Here is an 18,419-nt window from a genome sequence, read left to right as displayed (position 1 = left end):
CTCCTCCACCGCGCGCACCCCGCCGGCACCGCGCGGCTCACCGTACGTCACCCCGGCTCACCGGTCGTTCCACTCGCAGGCGACACCGTCCGCGTCCCCGTCCAGCCCCGGCCGGTAGCCGGGCTGCCCGGCCAGGAACGGCCCGGCCCCTGCCCGCTCCGCCTCGGCACAGCTGCGCCAGTACCGGACCGCCGCCCACCCACCGGTCTGCCGCACCTCCGCACCGGTGATCACTCCGTCCCGGACGATGTAGGTGCCCTCGAAGAGCTTTGCGGTCCCGTCCGTCTGGAACGCCACCAGGCTCATCGCGACCGTCGAGCCGTTGCTGGACAGCACTGTCAGGTCGTCCGCCAGCAGGCCGTCGAAGGCCGCCACGAATGCCGGGTAGCTCCGGGCCAGGTTGCGACCGCCCAGCTCCCAGGCGGTCTGCCAGTCCCGGGCGTTGATCGCCGCGTAGTACCGCTCCACCACGGCCCGCGCCGACGGCCCGACGGCGGTCGGCGACGCGACGGTCCTGGCGGTGCTGCCCGCCCTGGCACTCGCGCTCACAGTCGCGGTGGCGGTGGCGGTGGCGGTGGCGGTGGCGGTGGCGGTCACCAGTTCGGTGGCCGTCGCCGTGACGGTGGGCCGCTCGGTCACCGTCACCACCTCCGTGGGAGCGGTCGTCGCTGACCGGGAGGCCGAGGTCCTGCCACCGGCCACGGACTGCCCCTCGGGTGAGGATCCGTCACAGGCAGCCAGCCCGATCCCCAGGGCCAGCACCGCGACTGCCATCAACGGACGCCGACGCATCACGCCCTCCGAGCCGCCCACGCGCCGACCGCCGGCCGGTCCGACGGACCGTGGCGGGCTTCCACCGCCCATCGTCCTCCGCCACACCGAGTCCGGCACGGGCGCTCCGAACCGTGCGCCGTGCACCGACACCCACCGGCCCTTCGGTCCGTGCACGCGCGACCGCGGCGAGGTTGGCCGCCCGCCAGTGCGCGAGGCCGTTGTGTACACATGGGACACTCGGTACGCTTGGGCGCATGACGCAGCCACTGCCCATAGAGTCCATCCGCGACGTGCGCGCGCATCTGGCCGAGGTCGTGGAGCGCGCGGACCGGGACGACGTGCCCACCGTGATCACGCGCCGCGGCAAGGAAGTCGCCGCCGTCGTCTCCATCGAGGTGCTGCGCAAGTACCAGGAGTGGGAGGAGCGCGAGATCAACCGGATCATCGACGAGCGCATGGCCAACCCCGCACCCGGTATCCCGCTCGAGGACGTCATGAGGGAGACCCTGGCGCGCGGTGAGTGAGTACCGAACCGTCTTCCGCCCCGAAGCCCAGGCCGAGCTCCGGAAGATCCCCCGCGACGTGGCCCTGCGCATCCTGGCCAAGCTGACCGAGCTCGAATCCGACCCGTTCGGCTTCAACACCACCGCCCTGGTGTCCCGGCCCGACCGTCGCCGCCTGCGAGTCGGCGACTACCGCGTCGTCTACACGGTCGACAACGGGGAACTGGTCGTCTGGGTGGTTCACGTGGGGCGCCGGTCCACCGTCTACGGAACCTGATCGCCGCTGACCCCGCGTCAGAACGTCCACGACGACGAAGGGGCCGGGCTCCACCGAGCCCGGCCCCTTCTCGACACCACGTTGGACTAGACGTTGAAGCGGAACTCCACGACGTCGCCGTCCTGCATGACGTACTCCTTGCCCTCGATGCGGGCCTTGCCCTTGGCGCGGGCCTCGGCGATGGAGCCGGTCTCGACCAGGTCGTGGAAGGAGATGACCTCGGCCTTGATGAAGCCCTTCTGGAAGTCGGTGTGGATGACACCGGCGGCCTCGGGGGCGGTGGCGCCCTTCTTGATGGTCCAGGCCCGGGTCTCCTTGGGGCCGGCCGTCAGGTAGGTCTGCAGGCCGAGGGTGTCGAAGCCGACGCGGCCGAGGGTGGCCAGGCCGGGCTCCTCCTGGCCCATGGACTGGAGGAGCTCGAGGGCCTCGGCGTCGTCGAGCTCGATCAGCTCGGACTCGATCTTGGCGTTGAGGAAGATGGCCTCGGCGGGGGCGACCAGGGCGCGCTGGGCGTCCTTGAAGTCCTCGTCGGCCAGCTCGTCCTCGTCCACGTTGAAGACGTAGAGGAAGGGCTTGGCGGTGAGGAGGTGGAGCTCGCGCACCAGGGAGATGTCGAAGCCGGCCTCGAAGAGGGTCTTGCCGGTCTCCAGGATGGCCTGGGCCTCCTTGGCCGCGGCGAGGACGGCCACGGTGTCCTTCTTGAGGCGGGCCTCCTTCTCCAGGCGGGGGAGGACCTTCTCGATCGACTGGAGGTCGGCGAGGATCAGCTCGGTGTTGATGGTCTCGATGTCGTCCTTGGGCGAGACCTTGCCGTCGACGTGGACGACGTCCGGGTCGCTGAACGCCCTGATGACCTGGCAGATGGCGTCCGACTCGCGGATGTTGGCGAGGAACTTGTTGCCCAGGCCCTCGCCCTCGCTGGCGCCGCGCACGATGCCGGCGATGTCGACGAAGTCGACGGTGGCCGGGAGGATCTTCTGGGAGCCGAAGATCTCGGCCAGCTTCTGCAGGCGCGGGTCCGGGACGCCGACGACGCCGACGTTGGGCTCGATGGTGGCGAACGGGTAGTTGGCCGCCAGCACGTCGTTCTTGGTCAGGGCGTTGAACAGGGTCGACTTGCCGACGTTCGGCAGGCCGACGATTCCGATCGTGAGCGACATGAAGCGATGTCCCGGGGCTTGGAGGGCGTGGAGCGGACCGGACGGGCCGGACCGATCCCCCAGTCTACGGGCCCGTGGGAGGGGGACCTCAGGCCGAGGGGGCGGGCTCCAGGAACTCCAGGCGGTTGCCGAAGGGGTCGGCGGAGTGGAAGCGGCGGTAGCCGGGGAAGTTGTCGTCCCAGGTCACGGGGTGGCCGTGCTCGGCGAGGCGGGCGGCGAGGGCGTCCAGGTTGGTGATCAGGAAGCCGGGGTGGGCCTTGGGCGAGGCCTGGTGCTCGCCGACCGCGCCGAGGTGGACCTCCACCCCGCCGCCGCCGAACCAGCAGCCGCCGCGGGCCGCCAGGACCGGGGGCTTGGGCAGCTCGGTCAGTCCGAGCACCCCGCCCCAGAAGGCGCGGCAGGTCTCCTCGGAGCCCTTCGGCACGTCCAGCTGGACGTGGTGCAGACGGGCGAACCCGAACTCGGTCATGCTGCCTCCCCGTTGGGCAACGAACGATCACGAACGGCCCGCACACTACTCCGTTCGGGGACACGGTGGGAGGTCGCCGCGCCATTACACACTGTGGCGATGATCCGACCGTACGTTGGGCGGGTGGAGCAGAGCATCCGAACCCAGCCGCCAGGGCCCAGACGCCGACCGCCGAGCGGTCCGGGCGGGGCCGCCGTACCGGGACCCTCCGGTTCCCCCGAGTCGAGGGGCGGTGGGACGAGGGGCACCGGGCCCCGGAGCGGCGGGCCGCTCCGGCTGCCGCTGCGGCTGGCCGCCCGGGCGCGGGGCGGAGGTGGCAACGGCAGCGGGGCCAACGGCGGGAGGAGCGGACCGCCGGCCCGGCTGACCGCCGTCGGGACGGGGTTGCTGGCCCTGGTCGGGACCTTGGTGGCGGCCGGGGCGGACCGGCTGGTGTTCGGCGGGCTCGGGGTGCTGTTCGGGCTCGGCTACGTCGCGGTGTGCTTCCAACTCGCCGTGCGGGTACGGCTGGCGGACCTGCCCGCGGCACCGATCAGCGGGCCGATCGCGTTCGCGGTGGCGCTGCTGGTCCTCGAACCGGTGGCGGCGCCGGGGGTGACCGGGCAGGTGGTGGGGCTGGCGAGCGGGCTGGCGCTGCGGGCGGGGTGGCTGTTCACCGGGACGGGGCTGGCGGCGGTGATCGTGGCCGCGCGGTTCCTGGCGCAGCGGCGGATCAGGCGGGCGCGGCGGGCCTCTTGAGGGTGCGTCAGGTCACGGCGAGGCAGCACTTGCAGGTGCTTGTCCGCGCCTGAGTGACGGGTTGTCGCCTTCCGCAGCGCGCAGTTCCTCGCGCCCCCGGGGTGGCCACTTTCGCCCCGAAGCTACCCCGCTGCGGCCGCCATCGCGGCGCCGACGATGCCGGCGTCGTTGCGCAGGACGGCCGGGACGACCTCGGCGGAGCGGTCGGCGAGGAGGGGGAGGAACTTGTCGTGCTTGCGGCTGACCCCGCCGCCGATCACGATCAGCTGCGGGGAGAAGAGCTTCTCCACCAGGTCGAGGTACTCGTCGACCCGGACCGCCCAGTCGGCCCAGCTGAGTTCGTGGCGCTCCCGGGCGGCCGAGGAGGCTCGGCGCTCGGCGTCCTTGCCGCGCAGTTCGAGGTGGCCGAGTTCGGTGTTGGGGACCAGGACGCCGTCGGAGAAGAGGGCGCTGCCGATGCCGGTGCCGAAGGTGAGGACCAGGACCACGCCGGAGCGGTCCCGCCCGGCGCCGTGGCGGACCTCGGCGAGGCCGGCCGCGTCGGCGTCGTTGAGGACGGTGCAGGGGAGGTCGAGGCTCTCCCGGAAGAGCCCGGCCGCGTCGAGGCCGATCCAGTCCTTGGAGACGTTGGCGGCGGTCTGGATGCGGCCGTCGACCACCACCCCGGGGAAGGTGAGGCCGACCGGGCCCCGGTGGCCGAAGTGGGAGACCACCTCGTGGACGGCGGCGACCACCGATTCGGGGGTGGAGGGCTGAGGCGTCAGCACCTTGTGCCGCTCCTCCGCGAGCTGACCCCCGGTCAGGTCGACCGGGGCGCCCTTGATGCCCGAACCACCGATGTCCACACCGAAAACCGCCGCCACCGTCGCCCTCCAGGGAGTGAGTCCACAGGCCTGTGGACAACCAACCTAAGGGCGGCGGTGGCGGTTCGCGCTACGACCGGGGGCGGGCGGACGTACTACGCCAGCTTGCCGGCGGCCTCGGCGCGCAGGTCGCGGCGGAGCTCCTTGGGGAGCGAGAAGACCAGGTGCTCCTCGGCGGTGCGGACGGTCTGCACGTCGGCGTAGCCGCGCTCGGCCAGGAAGGCCAGCACGCCGTCGACCAGGATCTCCGGGACGGAGGCGCCGGAGGTGAGGCCGACGGTCTCGACGCCCTCCAGCCAGGCCTCGTCGATCTCGTCGGCGAAGTCCACCAGGTGGGCGGCCTTGGCGCCGTACTCCAGGCCGACCTCGACCAGGCGGACCGAGTTGGAGGAGTTCTTGGAGCCGACCACGATCAGCAGGTCGGCCTCGGGGGCGAGCTGCTTGACGGCGACCTGGCGGTTCTGGGTGGCGTAGCAGATGTCGTCGCTGGGCGGGCTGACCAGCAGCGGGAAGCGCTTCTTGAGCTCGCCGACGGTGGCCATCGTCTCGTCCACCGAGAGGGTGGTCTGGGAGAGCCAGACGACCTTGGACTCGTCGCGGACCTTGACGTTGGCCACGTCCTCGGCGCCGTCGACCAGGTGGATCCGGTCGGGCGCCTCGCCCATGGTGCCGATGACCTCCTCGTGGCCCTCGTGGCCCACCAGCAGGATGTCGTAGTCCTCGTCGGCGAAGCGGACGGCCTCCTTGTGCACCTTGGTGACCAGGGGGCAGGTGGCGTCGATGGTGGCGAGCTTGCCCTCCTTGGCCTCGTCGTGGACGGAGGGGGCGACGCCGTGGGCGGAGAAGACCACGATCGAGCCCTCGGGGACCTCCTCGGTCTCGTCCACGAAGATCGCGCCCTGCTTCTCCAGGGTCCGCACCACGTACTTGTTGTGGACGATCTCCTTGCGGACGTAGATCGGGGCCCCGTACTGCTCCAGGGCCTTCTCCACGGCGATGACGGCGCGGTCGACGCCCGCGCAGTAGCCCCGGGGGGCGGCGAGCAGGACACGGCGCTGCGCAGAGTTGGACATGCGAACCATGGTACGGGCGTGCGGGGGCCGCGCCGACGGCACCCGGATACCGGAGCAGAACCGGCAAAAGTGTTCAAATCTGAGCATGAGTGAGCAGGCTGAACGGCCGGGCGAGCTGCGCAGGAGCCTCGGCGTCCGGGATCTGATGGTCTACGGGCTGCTGTTCATCGCCCCGATGGCGCCGGTCGGCGTGTTCGGGGTGCTGGACGCCAAGAGCCACGGCGCGGTGGCGGCGGTCTACCTGGCGGCCACCGTGGCCATGGGGTTCACCGCGTACAGCTACGCGCAGATGGTCCGGGCGGTGCCGAGGGCCGGTTCGGTCTTCGCCTACGCCCGGGCCGGGCTCGGGGAGGGCTGGGGCTTCGTGGCCGGCTGGATGGCGATGCTGGACTACCTGCTGATCCCGGCGGTCGCCTACCTCTTCTCCGGGATCGCGCTCAACTCGCTGGTCCCGGAGGTCTCCCGCTGGGTCTGGACGGCGCTCGCGGTGCTGGTCACCACCGCGCTCAACCTGCTCGGGGTGCGGACGGCCGCGGCGGTCGGCCTCGCGGTGCTGGCGCTGGAGCTGGTGGTGCTGGCGGTCTTCGTGGTCTCGGCCGTGGTGGTGCTGGCCCGGGACGGGGCCGAGCGGGACTGGCTGAGCCCGCTGACCGGGATCGGCGGCTTCTCGCTCACGGCGGTGATGGCGGCGGTCAGCGTGGCGGTGCTGTCGTACCTGGGCTTCGACGCGATCGCCTCCTTCGTGGAGGAGGCGGTGGGCGCCTCGGCCGCGGTGGCCAGGGCGGTGCTGTGGTGCCTGGCACTGGCCGGGGTGCTGTTCGTCGCGCAGACCTACCTGGCGGCGCTGCTCAGCCCGGTGACGCCGGATCAGCTGGCCGCCGACCCGGCGGCGCAGGGCTCGGCCTTCTACGACACCGTGGACGCCTCGATCGGGCACTGGCTGCAGACCCTGGTGGCGGCCAGCAAGGCGGTCGGGGCGGCCTTCGCGGCGCTGGCCGGGCAGGCGGCGGCCGGGCGGCTGCTGTTCGCGATGGCCCGGGAGGGGCGGCTCCCCCGGGTGCTGGCGGCCGTCGACCCCCGGACGGCGGTGCCGCGGCGGGCGCTGCTGACCGCGGCCGTGGTGACCCTGGTCGCGGCGGTCTGGGCGGCGAGCCGGGACGACGGGCTGGACCAGCTGACCTCGGTGGTGAACGTCGGCGCGCTCTGCGCCTTCGGCCTGCTGCACGCCTCGGTGATCGGCTGGTACACCGTCAAGGGCTCGTCCCGGGACTGGTTCCGCCACCTGCTGGTGCCGCTGCTGGGCATGGCGGTGATCGGCTGGGTGCTGGTCGAGGCGTCCAGCACCGCGCAGTGGGTCGGGGCGACCTGGTTCGCGGTGGGGCTGGTGGTACTGGTGGTGCAGAGTCCGGCGGTCCGGCGGCGGGGGTGAGCAGGGCTACTTGGAGCCGGCGCTCCAGCTGAGGCCCCAGCCGTAGGCCTGGTCGATCATCTGGTGGTTCGACATCTGCGGGGTGGCCTGGAACCAGCGGCCCTCGCGGTGCACCACCAGGCCCTCGCCGTCGTTCTCCAGCAGGGCGACCACGCAGCTGGTGGCCGGGAAGTCGCAGCCGTCCAGCGGGAGCTCGACCGGCACCCCGGAGGCCGGGAAGAGCGTGGCCAGGCCGTTCAACCCGTTGAGCGGGCGGCCGTCGAAGGCGAAGGCGAAGACCAGCAGGCGCTGGATCTCGGCGGAGCGGTCGAGGTTGATCCAGAGGTCCTCGCCGGTGGCCACCGCGCCCGTCCGGTCGTCGTTGGCCAGCTGGACGAACGGCGGCTCGTGCAGGCCGCCGAAGCGCTGCCCGATCGCCTGGACGATGCCCGCGCTGCCGTCCCGCAGCTGCCACAGGCAGGCCAGGTCGAGGTCGCGGCCGGCCAGCGCGTTGGACCCCTGCGTCGCGTCGCGCAGCTTGGCCAGCCAGCCGCCGGACTTCTTCTGCGGCTGCCCGGCCGGGGCCGCCGGGGCGGCCGCCACCGCCCAGTTGAGGTTCACCCGGAGCAGGCCGCCGGTCGCGCCGTGCTTGCGCAGCGAGAGCTTGGGGGCCTCCTTGGTGAGGGTGATCTTGGAGAAGTTCAGCGGGGCCGGGGCGGGCGGCTGAGCGGGCGGCTGAGCCGGGTACGGGGCCGGGGGCTGGGCCGGCGGGGCCGGGGGCTGAGCCGGCGGGGCCGGGGGCTGAGCCGGGTACGGGGCCGACGGCTGCGGCGGGTACGGGGCAGGGGCCGGCTGGGCGGCGGGGGTGCTCACCGGGGCCGGGGCGGGGGCCTCGTCCACCTGGATGCCGTAGTCGGTGGCCAGGCCGGCCAGGCCGGAGTCGTAGCCCTGGCCGACCGCGCGGAACTTCCAGCCCTCGCCGCGGCGGTAGAGCTCGCCGAGCACGAAGGCGGTCTCGGTGCTGGCCCCGGTGTCCTCGAAGCGGACCAGTTCGGCGCCGGTCGCGGCATCGAGCAGGCGCAGGTACAGCCCGGGCAGGGCGCCGAACGGGCCGCCGTCGCTGGAGGCGGCGAGCACCACCGTCTCGACGGCAGGGTCCAGACCGGGCAGACGGACCGTCAGGCCGTCGAGGACGGAGCCGTCCGGGAGCTGCTGCTTGCCGTTGTGGCGGACGGCGCCGGAGAGGTCCTGCGGCTGGTTGTAGAAGACGAAGTCGGCGTCGGAACGGACCCGGCCGCCGGAGAGCAGCAGCGCCGAGGCGTCGGCGTCCGGCACGCCCGGCCCGGCGCGCCACCCCAGCTCGACCCGCACCTCGGCCGCCGCCACCGGCACGTTCGCGCCCTTGGAGATCGCCATCGCCTCGCCACTCCCCGCAGTTGACACCCCGTCGTCCGGCCAGCCTAGGCCCTCCGGGCAGGGGCGGCAGTCGTCAAGGGCGCGGGGAACGTACGGGGCGATGCCGGGGGCGCGGGGAACTGCGCGAGGCGGGAGGCGACCCGCCAGTGGCTGAGGACACGTCAGCCAGTTGCACGTGCGGCGGCCTCGGCGCGGGGGAACGGCACCACGTGCAACTGGCTCGCATGCCCCGATCCAACGCCGGTCCGCCTTCCGTGCTCGCGCCCCGCGGCGGAGCCGCAGATCAGCAGAGCCTCGCGCCCCTGATGGCCCCTCCGGGGCCGGACCGCGTCGGTGGGCGGGGATAGCCTCGTCGGTATGGCGAACAGCAGCTCACCCGAGGCGCCGATCCCGGTCGGCAAGGTGTCCGCGCTCATCGGCGGCTGGGTGGACCGGCTGGGGGCGGTCTGGGTGGAGGGGCAGATCACCCAGTTGAGCCGCCGGCCCGGCGCCGGGGTGGTGTTCCTGACGCTCCGTGACCCGGACCGGGACGTCTCGCTGACCGTGACCTGCTTCCGGCAGGTCTTCGAGCAGGTGGCCGAGGACGTCCGCGAGGGCTCACGGATCCTGGTGCACGCCAAGCCCGAGTGGTACGTGGCGCGCGGCACCCTCTCGCTGCGGGCGACCGAGATCCGCCTGGTCGGGCTGGGCGAGCTGCTGGCGAGGCTGGAGCACCTGAAGCGGGAGCTGGCCGCCGAGGGCCTGTTCGACGCCGAGCGGAAGAAGCGGCTGCCGTTCCTGCCGCACTGCATCGGCCTGGTGACCGGCCGCGGCTCGGCCGCCGAGCGGGACGTGCTGGAGAACGCGCGCCGCCGCTGGCCGGCCGTCCGCTTCGAGGTGCGCAACGTGCCGGTGCAGGGCGTCAGCGCGGTGGCGCAGGTGACGGCGGCGGTCCGGGAGCTGGACGAGCACCCCGAGGTGGACGTGATCGTGGTGGCCCGGGGCGGCGGCAGCGTGGAGGACCTGCTGCCGTTCTCCGACGAGGGCCTGGTCCGGGCGGTGGCGGCGGCCCGCACGCCGGTGGTGAGCGCGATCGGGCACGAGCCGGACCAACCGCTGCTGGACTTCGTGGCCGACCTGCGCGCCTCCACCCCGACCGACGCCGCCAAGCGGGTCGTTCCCGACGTGGGCGAGGAGCTGGCCCGGGTGCACCAGCTGCGGGACCGGGCCCGGCGGCACGTCGTCCAGCGGGTCGAGCGCGAGCGGGCGGGGCTGGCCGGGGTGCTCAGCCGCCCGGTGCTGGCCGCCCCGCACCGCCTGGTGGACGGGCCGGCCGAGGAGGTGGCCCAGCTGGTCGGGCGGGCCCGGCGGGTGCTCGGCCACCGGCTGGACGCGGCCGGCTCCGACCTCGGGCACACCCTGGCCCGGGTGGTGGCGCTCTCCCCGCTGGCCACGCTGGAGCGCGGCTACGCGGTGCTCCAACGGGCCGACGGACACGTGGTCACCGACCCGGCGGCGCTGGCGGCCGGCGAGCGGCTGCACGCCCGGGTGGCCGAGGGCGCCTTCGAGGTGACGGTGGATCAGGACTGAGACCGGCCGGGGTCGGCCGCCGACGGCCCGGCCCAACCTCGGTCCGCCACGAAGGCCGGGGCCGTGGCCGAGGCGGGCAGGCCGCGCAGGCCGAGCTGGGCGAGGGCCTTCTCGTACGCCTCCATCGCCTGGTCCTGACGTCCCATCAACCGCCAGAGGTCACCGGCGTTGCGCCAGACCCCGGCGGTGGCCCGGGTGACCGGGAGCTGCCCGAGCCGGCGGACCACCGAGCGCAGTGTCTTCTCTGCCTCGGCCGCCTCACCGGTCTGGAGCTGCGCCCGGGCCAACAGCACCCGCGTCGCGGCGGCCTGCTCCTGGGAGTCGTTGCGCAGCAGGCCGAGCGATCGGTCGGCGTGCACCAGGGCCTGCTCGGGTTCACCGCTGTGCAGCGCCAGTTGGGCGAGCTGGGCCTCACTGCCCGCCTGCTCGGCGGCGGTGCCGACCTCCAGCAAGGCCCGGTGGGTCTCGGCCAACAGCGCCCTGACGCGCTCCAGATCCGGCTCCTCGGAGTCCAACAGCAGGCTGGCGTAGGCGCTCTTCAGCATCGCCTGGTGCCGGGTGTTGTCGGTCTCGGCCAGCAGCATCAGCGCCCGCTCGGTGAGCGTGAGCGCCTCCTTGGTACGCCCCTGGGAGTTGGCGACCAGCGCCGCGTTCCAGTAGACGACACCGCGGGCCACCCGGGAGCCGGTGTTCTCGGCCGCGTTGATCAGCCGGTTGGCGAGCAGGTGGGCCTGCGTCAGGTCACCGCGCTGGTAGTAGCAGCTGATCAGGGTGGAGCCGATCTGCATGTGGTCGTCGGTGATGTCCAGGCCGAGCGTGTCCAGGGTCCGCATGGCCCGCTCGCCGACCTCGACACTGAGCGTCTGGTCCCCGGCGTTCCGGTAGCAGCGGCAGAGCGCGACCGCGAGCTGGGCCCACTCGGCCGAGCCGGGCACCGTACCCGTGTCGTCGAACAGGGCGGTGAGCAACTGGATCGCGGCCTCCAGCCGCCCCATCTTCTCCATCGCCAGCGCCTGCCCGATCCGCGCCCGGCGGAGCATCGCCTCGCCGAGGAACGGCGCGGCGGCCAGCGCCTCGCTGTAGGCCTGGAGCGCCTCGCCGTTGGATCCGTTGCGCATCGCCATGTCGCCGAAGGCGATCTTCAGCTCCAGCTCGTGCACCCTGGCGTCGTCACGCCCGGTCCGCAGGTACTCCGCCGAGCAGCCGACCCGCTCGGCGAGCGCCTGGATCACGGCCTCGGAGGGCACCCGCTTGCCCGTCTCGATCAGCGACACGTAGCTGACCGACAGGTCCGCCGAAGCGAGGTCCTGCTGGTTCAGCCCCTTCTTCTGGCGTAGCTCGCGGAGCCGCTTCCCGATGCCGCTCGCTGCGCTTCGTGCTTGCTCCATGGTTCTCCGGTCGCCTGGTTGTGACCCGAGGGCCAGCCTATGAGGGAGTGTGCCCGCTTGACTGTCGTTTTTACAGAATCTACCAGCCACAACCAAGAGGATCCGCAGGCTTCGTTAAGTACACCGCGCAGAGTGGAGTCGCCCCGCGAGTTGATTGACAACGTCTGTCACGCGCGATTGACTACCTGAGTCAACAGTAGTCGAGTTCAGCGAAGGCAGCCGAGTAGCCATGCCCAGGATCTTCGTCCCCGCCGCCCTGATCGCCGCCGCCGTCGCCGGCCTGCTGCTGGTCGCCCCCGGGGCCTCCGCAACCCCGCCGGCGGGCTCCGGCACCGAGAGCACGACGGTGGTCAGCCCCTCTCCCTCCCCCACGCCGCTCGACCCGCCGATTTGGTGCTGCTGACCGACCCCGCACCAAGGAGAGGAGCCCACGATGCGCGTCGATCTTCTGACCCGGCAGTACCCCACCAAATCCCACAACGGAGCCGATGCCCACACCACCGGACTGACCAGGGCGCTGCGCCGCCTGGTCGACGTCCGGGTCCGGTGCTTCGACTCCGGGCCGGCCGAGCCCGACACCTACTCCTACCGAGAGCCGGGCGAGCCGAGCGAGAGCTCGGCGTTCCAGTTCCTGAACGCCGGGCTGGGCATGGCGGACGACTGCTTCTCCGCCGACCTGGTGCACAGCCACACCTGGTTCACCAACGCGGCCGGGCACGTGGCCGGCCGGCTGTACGGCATCCCGCACGTGATGACCATGCACAGCCTGGCGGCCTCCCGCGCCGGGGACTCCGAGCTGCCCGACGGCGAGCACGCGCTCTCGGACTGGATGGAGCGCAGCTCCGCCGGGGAGGCGGACGCTCTGATCACCGGCTCGGCCGCGCTCAGGGACGACGTCCTGGCCGCCTACCCCGAGGTGTCGGCGGAGAAGACCCGGGTCATCCGCAGCGGCATCGACACCGAGCTGTGGCGGCCGGACCACGGGACCGCCGCACTGGAGCGGTTCGAGATCGACCCGGAACGCCCGATCGTGCTCTTCGTCGGCCGCCCGACCAGGCGCCGCGGGCTGCCCCACCTGCTCCGCGCCGCCGCGCAGTTCCGGCCGGAGGCACAGCTGGTGCTCTGCTGCGACGGGCCCGGAAATCCGGAGGTCGAGCTCGAAGTCGCCGGTTTGGTGGACGAGTTGACCAGGAGGCGGTCCAGCGTGATCCGGATCGGCGGGGCGGTGACCCAGCCGGTCATGCGTCAACTCATCGCGCAGGCCACGGCATTCGTCCAGCCCTCGCTCCGTGAGCCGACCGGCGCGGTCAACCTGAAGGCCATGGCCTGTGGCACCGCCGTGGTGGCGACCGCCGTCGGCGGCGTCCCGGAGTTCGTCGAGCACGGGGACACCGGGCTGCTGATCCGGTACCAGCAGCAGGCCGACGGGACCGGCGACCCGGTCGACCCGGAGCAGCTGGCCGCCGACCTGGCCACCTCGGTCAACACCCTGATCGACGACCCGGAGCTGGCGCGCCGCCTCGGTGCGGCCGGCCGCCGCCGGGCCGCCGACGACTTCTCCTGGGACGAGGCCGCCGACCGCACTCTCGCGGTGTACCGGCAGCTGACCGCCGGCCGCTAGCGCCGTGCCCGGCAGCGGAAACCGGCCACGGGGGCGCGAGCCGACGCGCCTCAGCAGGCCAGCGGCGGTGCGGGGGAAATTATCGGCCAGCCCCGATTGCGGGCGTACTCCACCAGCTCCGGGTCATCTCCGAGAACTCGCGGATTGCCGACCACGCCGAGGATACCGAGGGAATCGGGGTGGTCGGCATAGGCAAAGCAGCACGAGGCGTCCAGGCCGAGTCTTGCCATAGTCTCGACGACCGCCCAGGATTTTCTCTCATCCGATCCTGTGTCAATTGTCAGACAATCTCCGGGGAGCAGCCCGGCGCCTCCGGCGCCCGCCTTCGTGCCCGGCCCGCCCACCAGCAGGATCAGGAGATCGCCCGCAGCCCGGTGGGCTTCCAGTGCCACCCGGGCCGCCTCGAACGACTCCCACGTGCCCAGCACAAGATCGAAAAAGGCGGCACGCCGAACATCTCCCCCCATGCCCCAAGCCCCCGGTTCTGCCGTGCCGTCCCCTGCGACAGTCCGAGATTAGCGCACTGGGTGATCAAGAGCGCACGGTACGTCTTCCATTCCGCCTGGCGGGCGGCCCGGCGATTACCTGATTCGGCATCAGCCCGACATTCACCCCACCGCGCTGAAATTGCTCAAAGTCACCGCTTCTCGACATCCCTCCCTGTGAGCTCGGGAGTCAATCGCCCCGCTCCAAACCGACCGTCCTGATCTGTTTGGCCTCGAGCCGGCCGGGTCACGCACCCACCCAACTGGGCACACATGGGCCCGTCGGCATCGACGCAAAATGTTACTGATAGTCAATCATCGAGTTGACACACCTGCCCGCCCGTCCCCGGCGGGGTGTCAACCGTGACCCGTCGTCAGGAGAGAACGTCTTGTCCCGAGGTTTCGCCGAGTTCCTGCTCGCCCTCCAGAGCGACGGAGCGATGCTGCGCCGCTACTACCGCCAGGACCTGCACAACCTGGTGGCCTGCGCGCGCGGCGAGGGCTTCGACTTCACCCCCGACGAGGCCAGGTCCTCGGTGCTCGCCCTGGAGTCCGCAGTGGCGCTGGGGCGGGAGGGCCAGGGGGTGGACAGCGGCCACGCCCTCTGGCTGGACCGCTGGGGCACCACGCACCTGGAGTACCTGGTCGGCCGGGTGGCCTGGCGGTTCACCGGGCCGGAGCTGCACCACCTGCTGGCCGGCGCGTCCTGACCGGCCGTCAACCCCTCAGCCGCTGCCGGGAGAGCGGGACGGAGTGCTCCGCGAAGCCGAGCTCGCGGTAGAGCCGCTCGCCGTCGACGGTGGCGTGCAGGTCGATCCGGGTGGCCCGGCGGGCGTCGAACCAGTCCAGCAGGGCGGCGGTGCAGGCCCGGGCGTAGCCGCGGCGGCGGTGCTCCGGGTCGGTGGAGATGTTGAAGACGAAGCCGAACAGGCCGTCGGGGTGGCCGGGCGCGGGGAGCCGCTGCTCCAGGGTCCCGACGGCACAGGCGGCCAGCCGGCCCGGGCGGCCGGGGTCGTCCACCACGAAGGCGGGCATGGTGAGCCGATCCGGCGGTGCCGCGAGCCGCTCCCGGAGCACCGCCCCGGTGGCGGCCTCCCACTCCCCCGGCGCCGCGGCGCCGGACATCTCCTCGAACATCAGCCGGCGCAGCCGCACCAGCTCGGCGGCGTCGGCGGGGGTGGCGCTCCGTACGGTGGTCATGCGGCGAAGGCTAGCCGCCCCGGTCGGGACGTGACCGTGAATTGTCCCCCGCTGCGCCTACCCTGACGACATGACAGAGTCTGCGGGGAATAACGGCGACGACGCCCTCGGTTACGAGCAGGCGCGCGATGCTCTCCTTGACGTGGTCCGGCGGCTGGAGGCCGGCGGGGTGCCGCTGGAGGAGTCGCTGGCGCTCTGGGAGCGCGGCGAGGAGCTGGCGAAGGTCTGCCAGCGGTGGCTGGACGGCGCGCGGGCCCGGCTGGACGCGGCGCTGGCCGCCGAGGAGGACGCCGGGGGTGCGGCGGGGGCGTGAGCGGTGGTGCCGACGGGGCCACTGTGAACTCGATGTGACAGAGACCACCAGAGAGTTGCGGAATAGTTTAAGTTTCACCTAACGTTGGACTCGTACGAACGGCGCACGACCGGCTGTTCGCAAGCTTCCGACGTTCCCTTTCCGCATGAGGTGGACTGCAATGACCCTGGTTCTCGACGCCGCCGCTCAGGACCTTCTGTTCCGCGAGGCCCGCACCGCCAACACCTTCACCGACGAGCCGGTCACCGACGAGCAGGTCCAGGCGATCTACGACCTGGTCAAGTACGCGCCGACCTCGATGAACCAGTCGCCGCTGCGCATCGTCCTGGTCCGCTCGGACGAGGCCCGCGCCCGCCTGGTCTCGCACCTCGGTGACGGCAACAAGAAGAAGACCGAGGCCGCCCCGCTGGTCGCCATCCTGGCCGCGGACCACGACTTCCACGACCAGCTGCCGAAGCTCTTCCCGCACTACCCGGCCGCCAAGAGCCACTTCGAGGAGGTCGAGGGCCGCACCGCCTCGGCGCGCTTCAACGCCTCGCTGCAGCTCGCGTACTTCATCATCGGCGTGCGCGCCGCCGGCCTGGCCGCGGGCCCGATGACCGGCTACGACGCCGACGGTCTGAACAAGGACTTCTTCGGCGACGGCAAGCACTCGGTGCTGGCCGTGGTGAACATCGGCAAGCCGGGCGAGGACGCCTGGTTCCCGCGTTCCCCGCGCCTGGAGTACGACGAGGTCGTCACCACCGTCTGACCTCCCGTCAGCGGCTGAAGCAGTAGACGGAGGAGCCCCCGGCCACCAGGCCGGGGGCTCCTCCGTCGTCTCCGACGCGGATCACTTCAGGGTGCGGGCGAAGCCGGTCAGCTCCTCGTAGCTGGCCGTGCCGGCGACCACGGTGGTCGCGCCGCCGGTCCTGAGGACCAGGCCGCGGTAGGACTTGCCCTGGTAGCGCTGCCACTCCTGGCCGTCGACCGGGGCCGTGCCGTCGGGCTTGGCGCCCTCGACCACCTCGGCCACCGCCTTGTCCGGCTCGGCCACCCGCTGCTCCACCGCGATGTACTGGCCGGAGGGGGTGACGAAGCCCAGGTGCCAGGCGGCGCTGCCCTTGGCCCCGCCGTCGTAGCTGACCGAGGTGGCCTTCCAGTCCGCGCCCAGGCCCTCGGGGGCCAGCACCGGGTACGGCGCGACGCGCTTGGCCGAGGCCAGGGTGGAGCGGTAGTCCACCGCCTTGAGCCCGTCGCCCTCCGAGTGCGGGATGAACAGGTAGCCGAAGAAGACCACGACACCGACCGCCAGCATCGACAGGACCATGTCCCGTACCGTCTGCCGGCCTCTCATGCTGCTTTTGCCTGCCACCCCCACATGGTGACCCATGCCCCTCGGACTTCGGACAACCGGGGTGCACTCCGACGGGTGAACCGGGACGGAAGCGGACGGAACACCCGGTCACCGGGGGTGCGCCACAGACAGTCATCTGATGGACGGATACGATCGCAGCACCCTCATCACGGCGTTCGACCAGGCAAGCTCTGTCGGGCGCTCTGGCCGTCGCGTACAGAGAGGTAACGACGATGACCGCCCCGCACAGCAACTTCCCCAGTTCCCTGGTGGTGGCCCCGGAGGCCCCCGACCGCAACCTCGCCCTCGAACTCGTCCGGGTCACCGAGGCCGCCGCGATGGCGGCCGGCCGCTGGGTCGGCCGCGGTGACAAGAACCGCGCCGACGGCGCCGCCGTGAAGGCGATGCGCACCCTGGTCTCCACCGTCTCGATGAACGGCGTGGTCGTCATCGGCGAGGGCGAGAAGGACGAGGCGCCGATGCTCTACAACGGCGAGCGGGTCGGCGACGGCACCGGCGCCGAGTGCGACGTCGCGGTGGACCCGGTGGACGGCACCACGCTGACCGCCAAGGGCATGGCCAACGCGGTGGCGGTGCTGGCGGTGGCCGACCGCGGCACCATGTTCGACCCCAGCGCGGTCTTCTACATGGACAAGCTGGTGGCCGGCCCCGAGGCGGCCGAGTACGTCGACATCACCGCGCCGGTGGCCGTCAACATCCGCCGCGTCGCCAAGGCCAAGGGCACCGCGGTCGAGGACGTCACCGTGATGGTGCTGGACCGCCCGCGCCACGACACCCTGGTCCGGGAGATCCGCGAGGCGGGCGCCCGGATCAAGTTCATCTCCGACGGCGACGTGGCGGGCGCGATCATGACCGCCCGCGAGGGCACCGGCGTCGACCTGCTGATGGGCGTCGGCGGCACCCCCGAGGGGATCATCGCCGCCTGCGCCATGAAGTGCATGGGCGGCGTGATCCAGGGCAAGCTCTGGCCCAAGGACGACGCCGAGCGCCAGCGCGCGCTGGACGCCGGCCACGACCTGGACCGGATCCTCACCACCGACGACCTGGTCAGCGGCGAGAACGTGTTCTTCGTCGCCACCGGCATCACCGACGGCGAGCTGCTGCGCGGCGTGCACTACCGCTCGGAGACCGCCACCACCAGCTCGCTGGTGATGCGCTCCAAGAGCGGCACCATCCGGGAGATCCACTCCACCCACAAGCTGTCCAAGCTGCGGGCCTACAGCGCGATCGACTTCGACCGGGCCAACTGAGCACCGGGCGCCGAAGGGCGGCGGCGGCCGGGCGCTCCCCGGCGGCCGCCGCCCTGACGGGCGGTCAGCCCGCTATCCGGCGGGCGGCCGGGATCCGGCGCTCGGTGTCCCGGCGGCGACGACGGGCCAGCACCACCCGGCGCTCGGCCGCCGTCAGCCCGCCCCAGACCCCGTACGGCTCCGGCTGGTTGAGGGCGTGCTCGCGGCACTCCAGCAGTACCGGGCAGCGGGCGCAGACCTGCTTGGCCTGCTCCTCCCGGGAGAGCCGGGCCGCCGTGGGCTCCTTGGACGGGGCGAAGAACAGCCCCGCCTCGTCCCGGCGGCAGGCCGCACCGGTGTGCCAGGGGTTGTCGTCCTGGGAGTCGAGCCGCTGCACCACCACCACGGGGGAAGAGGCGGCGTGGGCCGCCACGGAGACGGCTCGGGGGCTGGACTCGATCGGATGCAGCACGGCTTACTCCTGACGAGGCTCAAGACTCGGGGAAAAGGGCTCCCTGCCCGGCTGCCCCGCAGCGACCCCGCGCACGCGTCGGGTCGAACCTCAGCCGCCCCCGG

General features: G+C 72.3%; 22 protein-coding genes. 11 read left to right on the top strand and 11 right to left on the bottom strand.

Annotated features, from left to right (window positions below; translation table 11 throughout):
* Window positions 1–57 precede the first annotated feature (57 nt).
* Window positions 58–639 carry an excalibur calcium-binding domain-containing protein gene (locus ACWCYY_RS15615; protein ID WP_449796288.1) on the bottom strand — a complete coding sequence of 194 codons (582 nt, stop codon included), beginning with the start codon at window positions 637–639 and terminating at the stop codon, window positions 58–60.
* Window positions 640–1,028: 389 nt separating this feature from the next.
* On the opposite strand from ACWCYY_RS15615, the gene ACWCYY_RS15610 reads away from it, so the two are divergent.
* Window positions 1,029–1,298 (top strand): type II toxin-antitoxin system Phd/YefM family antitoxin, encoded by a 270-nt coding sequence (locus ACWCYY_RS15610; protein ID WP_449796287.1) that lies wholly within the window; start codon window positions 1,029–1,031, stop codon window positions 1,296–1,298.
* Window positions 1,291–1,554: a type II toxin-antitoxin system RelE family toxin gene (locus ACWCYY_RS15605; RefSeq protein WP_345282126.1), complete on the top strand. Its 264-nt coding sequence runs from the start codon at window positions 1,291–1,293 to the stop codon at window positions 1,552–1,554. The genes ACWCYY_RS15610 and ACWCYY_RS15605 overlap by 8 nt, the downstream gene beginning before the upstream one ends.
* A gap of 86 nt (window positions 1,555–1,640) precedes the next feature.
* Here ACWCYY_RS15605 and ychF read toward each other — a convergent pair whose 3' ends face one another.
* Both ychF and ACWCYY_RS15595 read right to left on the bottom strand, forming a co-directional pair.
* A complete protein-coding gene (ychF, locus tag ACWCYY_RS15600; RefSeq protein ID WP_345282124.1) occupies window positions 1,641–2,714 on the bottom strand; it encodes a redox-regulated ATPase YchF in 1,074 nt (357 codons plus the stop codon).
* 88 nt (window positions 2,715–2,802) lie between these two features.
* On the bottom strand, window positions 2,803–3,183 hold the full coding sequence (locus ACWCYY_RS15595) for a VOC family protein (protein ID WP_345282122.1): 381 nt from the start codon (window positions 3,181–3,183) through the stop codon (window positions 2,803–2,805).
* A gap of 99 nt (window positions 3,184–3,282) precedes the next feature.
* Between ACWCYY_RS15595 and ACWCYY_RS15590 the strand changes: the two genes are divergently transcribed.
* Complete coding sequence (locus tag ACWCYY_RS15590) at window positions 3,283–3,921, top strand: DUF6542 domain-containing protein (RefSeq protein ID WP_449796286.1); 639 nt, start codon at window positions 3,283–3,285, stop codon at window positions 3,919–3,921.
* A gap of 122 nt (window positions 3,922–4,043) precedes the next feature.
* Here ACWCYY_RS15590 and ppgK read toward each other — a convergent pair whose 3' ends face one another.
* A complete protein-coding gene (gene ppgK / locus ACWCYY_RS15585) occupies window positions 4,044–4,784 on the bottom strand; it encodes a polyphosphate--glucose phosphotransferase (RefSeq protein ID WP_449796285.1) in 741 nt (246 codons plus the stop codon).
* A 95-nt stretch (window positions 4,785–4,879) separates the two neighbouring features.
* The gene (locus ACWCYY_RS15580) at window positions 4,880–5,857 is read right to left on the bottom strand and encodes a 4-hydroxy-3-methylbut-2-enyl diphosphate reductase (RefSeq protein WP_380149420.1); all 978 of its coding nucleotides are present in this window, start codon (window positions 5,855–5,857) and stop codon (window positions 4,880–4,882) included.
* A gap of 85 nt (window positions 5,858–5,942) precedes the next feature.
* On the opposite strand from ACWCYY_RS15580, the gene ACWCYY_RS15575 reads away from it, so the two are divergent.
* On the top strand, window positions 5,943–7,286 hold the full coding sequence (locus ACWCYY_RS15575; RefSeq protein WP_449796284.1) for an APC family permease: 1,344 nt from the start codon (window positions 5,943–5,945) through the stop codon (window positions 7,284–7,286).
* Between the two features lie 6 nt (window positions 7,287–7,292).
* Here the strand turns inward: ACWCYY_RS15575 and ACWCYY_RS15570 are convergent, their stop codons facing one another.
* Window positions 7,293–8,681 carry a TerD family protein gene (locus tag ACWCYY_RS15570; RefSeq protein ID WP_449796283.1) on the bottom strand — a complete coding sequence of 463 codons (1,389 nt, stop codon included), beginning with the start codon at window positions 8,679–8,681 and terminating at the stop codon, window positions 7,293–7,295.
* A gap of 357 nt (window positions 8,682–9,038) precedes the next feature.
* Here ACWCYY_RS15570 and xseA point away from each other — a divergent pair, with 357 nt between their 5' ends.
* On the top strand, window positions 9,039–10,250 hold the full coding sequence (gene xseA / locus ACWCYY_RS15565) for an exodeoxyribonuclease VII large subunit (protein WP_345282110.1): 1,212 nt from the start codon (window positions 9,039–9,041) through the stop codon (window positions 10,248–10,250).
* On the opposite strand, the gene ACWCYY_RS15560 is transcribed toward xseA, so the two are convergent.
* On the bottom strand, window positions 10,241–11,638 hold the full coding sequence (locus tag ACWCYY_RS15560; protein WP_345282109.1) for a helix-turn-helix domain-containing protein: 1,398 nt from the start codon (window positions 11,636–11,638) through the stop codon (window positions 10,241–10,243). The two genes, xseA and ACWCYY_RS15560, sit on opposite strands and share 10 nt — an antisense overlap.
* A 229-nt stretch (window positions 11,639–11,867) precedes the next feature.
* On the opposite strand from ACWCYY_RS15560, the gene ACWCYY_RS15555 reads away from it, so the two are divergent.
* Entirely contained in the window at window positions 11,868–12,041 is a 174-nt protein-coding gene (locus ACWCYY_RS15555; protein WP_345282107.1) for a hypothetical protein, read from the top strand.
* A gap of 30 nt (window positions 12,042–12,071) precedes the next feature.
* On the top strand, window positions 12,072–13,259 hold the full coding sequence (locus ACWCYY_RS15550; protein WP_345282106.1) for a glycosyltransferase family 4 protein: 1,188 nt from the start codon (window positions 12,072–12,074) through the stop codon (window positions 13,257–13,259).
* 50 nt (window positions 13,260–13,309) lie between these two features.
* Here ACWCYY_RS15550 and ACWCYY_RS15545 read toward each other — a convergent pair whose 3' ends face one another.
* Window positions 13,310–13,651 carry an HAD family hydrolase gene (locus tag ACWCYY_RS15545; RefSeq protein ID WP_345282104.1) on the bottom strand — a complete coding sequence of 114 codons (342 nt, stop codon included), beginning with the start codon at window positions 13,649–13,651 and terminating at the stop codon, window positions 13,310–13,312.
* A gap of 482 nt (window positions 13,652–14,133) precedes the next feature.
* On the opposite strand from ACWCYY_RS15545, the gene ACWCYY_RS15540 reads away from it, so the two are divergent.
* Complete coding sequence (locus ACWCYY_RS15540; protein ID WP_345282103.1) at window positions 14,134–14,454, top strand: hypothetical protein; 321 nt, start codon at window positions 14,134–14,136, stop codon at window positions 14,452–14,454.
* 7 nt (window positions 14,455–14,461) lie between these two features.
* On the opposite strand, the gene ACWCYY_RS15535 is transcribed toward ACWCYY_RS15540, so the two are convergent.
* A complete protein-coding gene (locus ACWCYY_RS15535; RefSeq protein WP_345282101.1) occupies window positions 14,462–14,944 on the bottom strand; it encodes a GNAT family N-acetyltransferase in 483 nt (160 codons plus the stop codon).
* Window positions 14,945–15,014: 70 nt separating this feature from the next.
* Here ACWCYY_RS15535 and ACWCYY_RS15530 point away from each other — a divergent pair, with 70 nt between their 5' ends.
* Together ACWCYY_RS15530 and ACWCYY_RS15525 are read left to right on the top strand one after the other, a co-directional pair.
* Window positions 15,015–15,257: an exodeoxyribonuclease VII small subunit gene (locus tag ACWCYY_RS15530; RefSeq protein WP_345282100.1), complete on the top strand. Its 243-nt coding sequence runs from the start codon at window positions 15,015–15,017 to the stop codon at window positions 15,255–15,257.
* A 160-nt stretch (window positions 15,258–15,417) separates the two neighbouring features.
* Entirely contained in the window at window positions 15,418–16,008 is a 591-nt protein-coding gene (locus ACWCYY_RS15525) for a malonic semialdehyde reductase (protein ID WP_345282098.1), read from the top strand.
* Between the two features lie 81 nt (window positions 16,009–16,089).
* Here the strand turns inward: ACWCYY_RS15525 and ACWCYY_RS15520 are convergent, their stop codons facing one another.
* Window positions 16,090–16,593: a DUF4245 domain-containing protein gene (locus ACWCYY_RS15520; protein ID WP_345282097.1), complete on the bottom strand. Its 504-nt coding sequence runs from the start codon at window positions 16,591–16,593 to the stop codon at window positions 16,090–16,092.
* A gap of 233 nt (window positions 16,594–16,826) precedes the next feature.
* Here ACWCYY_RS15520 and glpX point away from each other — a divergent pair, with 233 nt between their 5' ends.
* Window positions 16,827–17,864, top strand: a complete 1,038-nt coding sequence (gene glpX, locus ACWCYY_RS15515; RefSeq protein ID WP_345282095.1) for a class II fructose-bisphosphatase — start codon at window positions 16,827–16,829, stop codon at window positions 17,862–17,864.
* A gap of 64 nt (window positions 17,865–17,928) precedes the next feature.
* Here the strand turns inward: glpX and ACWCYY_RS15510 are convergent, their stop codons facing one another.
* Window positions 17,929–18,276 carry a WhiB family transcriptional regulator gene (locus ACWCYY_RS15510; protein ID WP_380149457.1) on the bottom strand — a complete coding sequence of 116 codons (348 nt, stop codon included), beginning with the start codon at window positions 18,274–18,276 and terminating at the stop codon, window positions 17,929–17,931.
* Window positions 18,277–18,419 lie beyond the last annotated feature (143 nt).

This window comes from Kitasatospora sp. NPDC001664 (assembly GCF_053596675.1).
The sequence above is the reverse complement of the archived record's forward strand: the minus strand, read 5'-3'. Positions and strand labels throughout refer to the sequence as shown.

Excerpts from the sequence above, each read along its gene's own strand:
- ACWCYY_RS15610 (WP_449796287.1), top strand. The coding sequence starts at position 1,029 with ATGACGCAGCCACTGCCCATAGAGTCCATCCGCGACGTGCGCGCGCAT.
- ychF (WP_345282124.1), bottom strand. The coding sequence starts at position 2,714 with ATGTCGCTCACGATCGGAATCGTCGGCCTGCCGAACGTCGGCAAGTCG.
- ACWCYY_RS15595 (WP_345282122.1), bottom strand. The coding sequence starts at position 3,183 with ATGACCGAGTTCGGGTTCGCCCGTCTGCACCACGTCCAGCTGGACGTG.
- ACWCYY_RS15590 (WP_449796286.1), top strand. The coding sequence starts at position 3,283 with ATGATCCGACCGTACGTTGGGCGGGTGGAGCAGAGCATCCGAACCCAG.
- ACWCYY_RS15580 (WP_380149420.1), bottom strand. The coding sequence starts at position 5,857 with ATGTCCAACTCTGCGCAGCGCCGTGTCCTGCTCGCCGCCCCCCGGGGC.
- ACWCYY_RS15575 (WP_449796284.1), top strand. The coding sequence starts at position 5,943 with ATGAGTGAGCAGGCTGAACGGCCGGGCGAGCTGCGCAGGAGCCTCGGC.
- ACWCYY_RS15570 (WP_449796283.1), bottom strand. The coding sequence starts at position 8,681 with ATGGCGATCTCCAAGGGCGCGAACGTGCCGGTGGCGGCGGCCGAGGTG.
- xseA (WP_345282110.1), top strand. The coding sequence starts at position 9,039 with ATGGCGAACAGCAGCTCACCCGAGGCGCCGATCCCGGTCGGCAAGGTG.
- ACWCYY_RS15560 (WP_345282109.1), bottom strand. The coding sequence starts at position 11,638 with ATGGAGCAAGCACGAAGCGCAGCGAGCGGCATCGGGAAGCGGCTCCGC.
- ACWCYY_RS15555 (WP_345282107.1), top strand. The coding sequence starts at position 11,868 with ATGCCCAGGATCTTCGTCCCCGCCGCCCTGATCGCCGCCGCCGTCGCC.
- ACWCYY_RS15550 (WP_345282106.1), top strand. The coding sequence starts at position 12,072 with ATGCGCGTCGATCTTCTGACCCGGCAGTACCCCACCAAATCCCACAAC.
- ACWCYY_RS15535 (WP_345282101.1), bottom strand. The coding sequence starts at position 14,944 with ATGACCACCGTACGGAGCGCCACCCCCGCCGACGCCGCCGAGCTGGTG.
- ACWCYY_RS15530 (WP_345282100.1), top strand. The coding sequence starts at position 15,015 with ATGACAGAGTCTGCGGGGAATAACGGCGACGACGCCCTCGGTTACGAG.
- ACWCYY_RS15525 (WP_345282098.1), top strand. The coding sequence starts at position 15,418 with ATGACCCTGGTTCTCGACGCCGCCGCTCAGGACCTTCTGTTCCGCGAG.
- ACWCYY_RS15520 (WP_345282097.1), bottom strand. The coding sequence starts at position 16,593 with ATGAGAGGCCGGCAGACGGTACGGGACATGGTCCTGTCGATGCTGGCG.
- glpX (WP_345282095.1), top strand. The coding sequence starts at position 16,827 with ATGACCGCCCCGCACAGCAACTTCCCCAGTTCCCTGGTGGTGGCCCCG.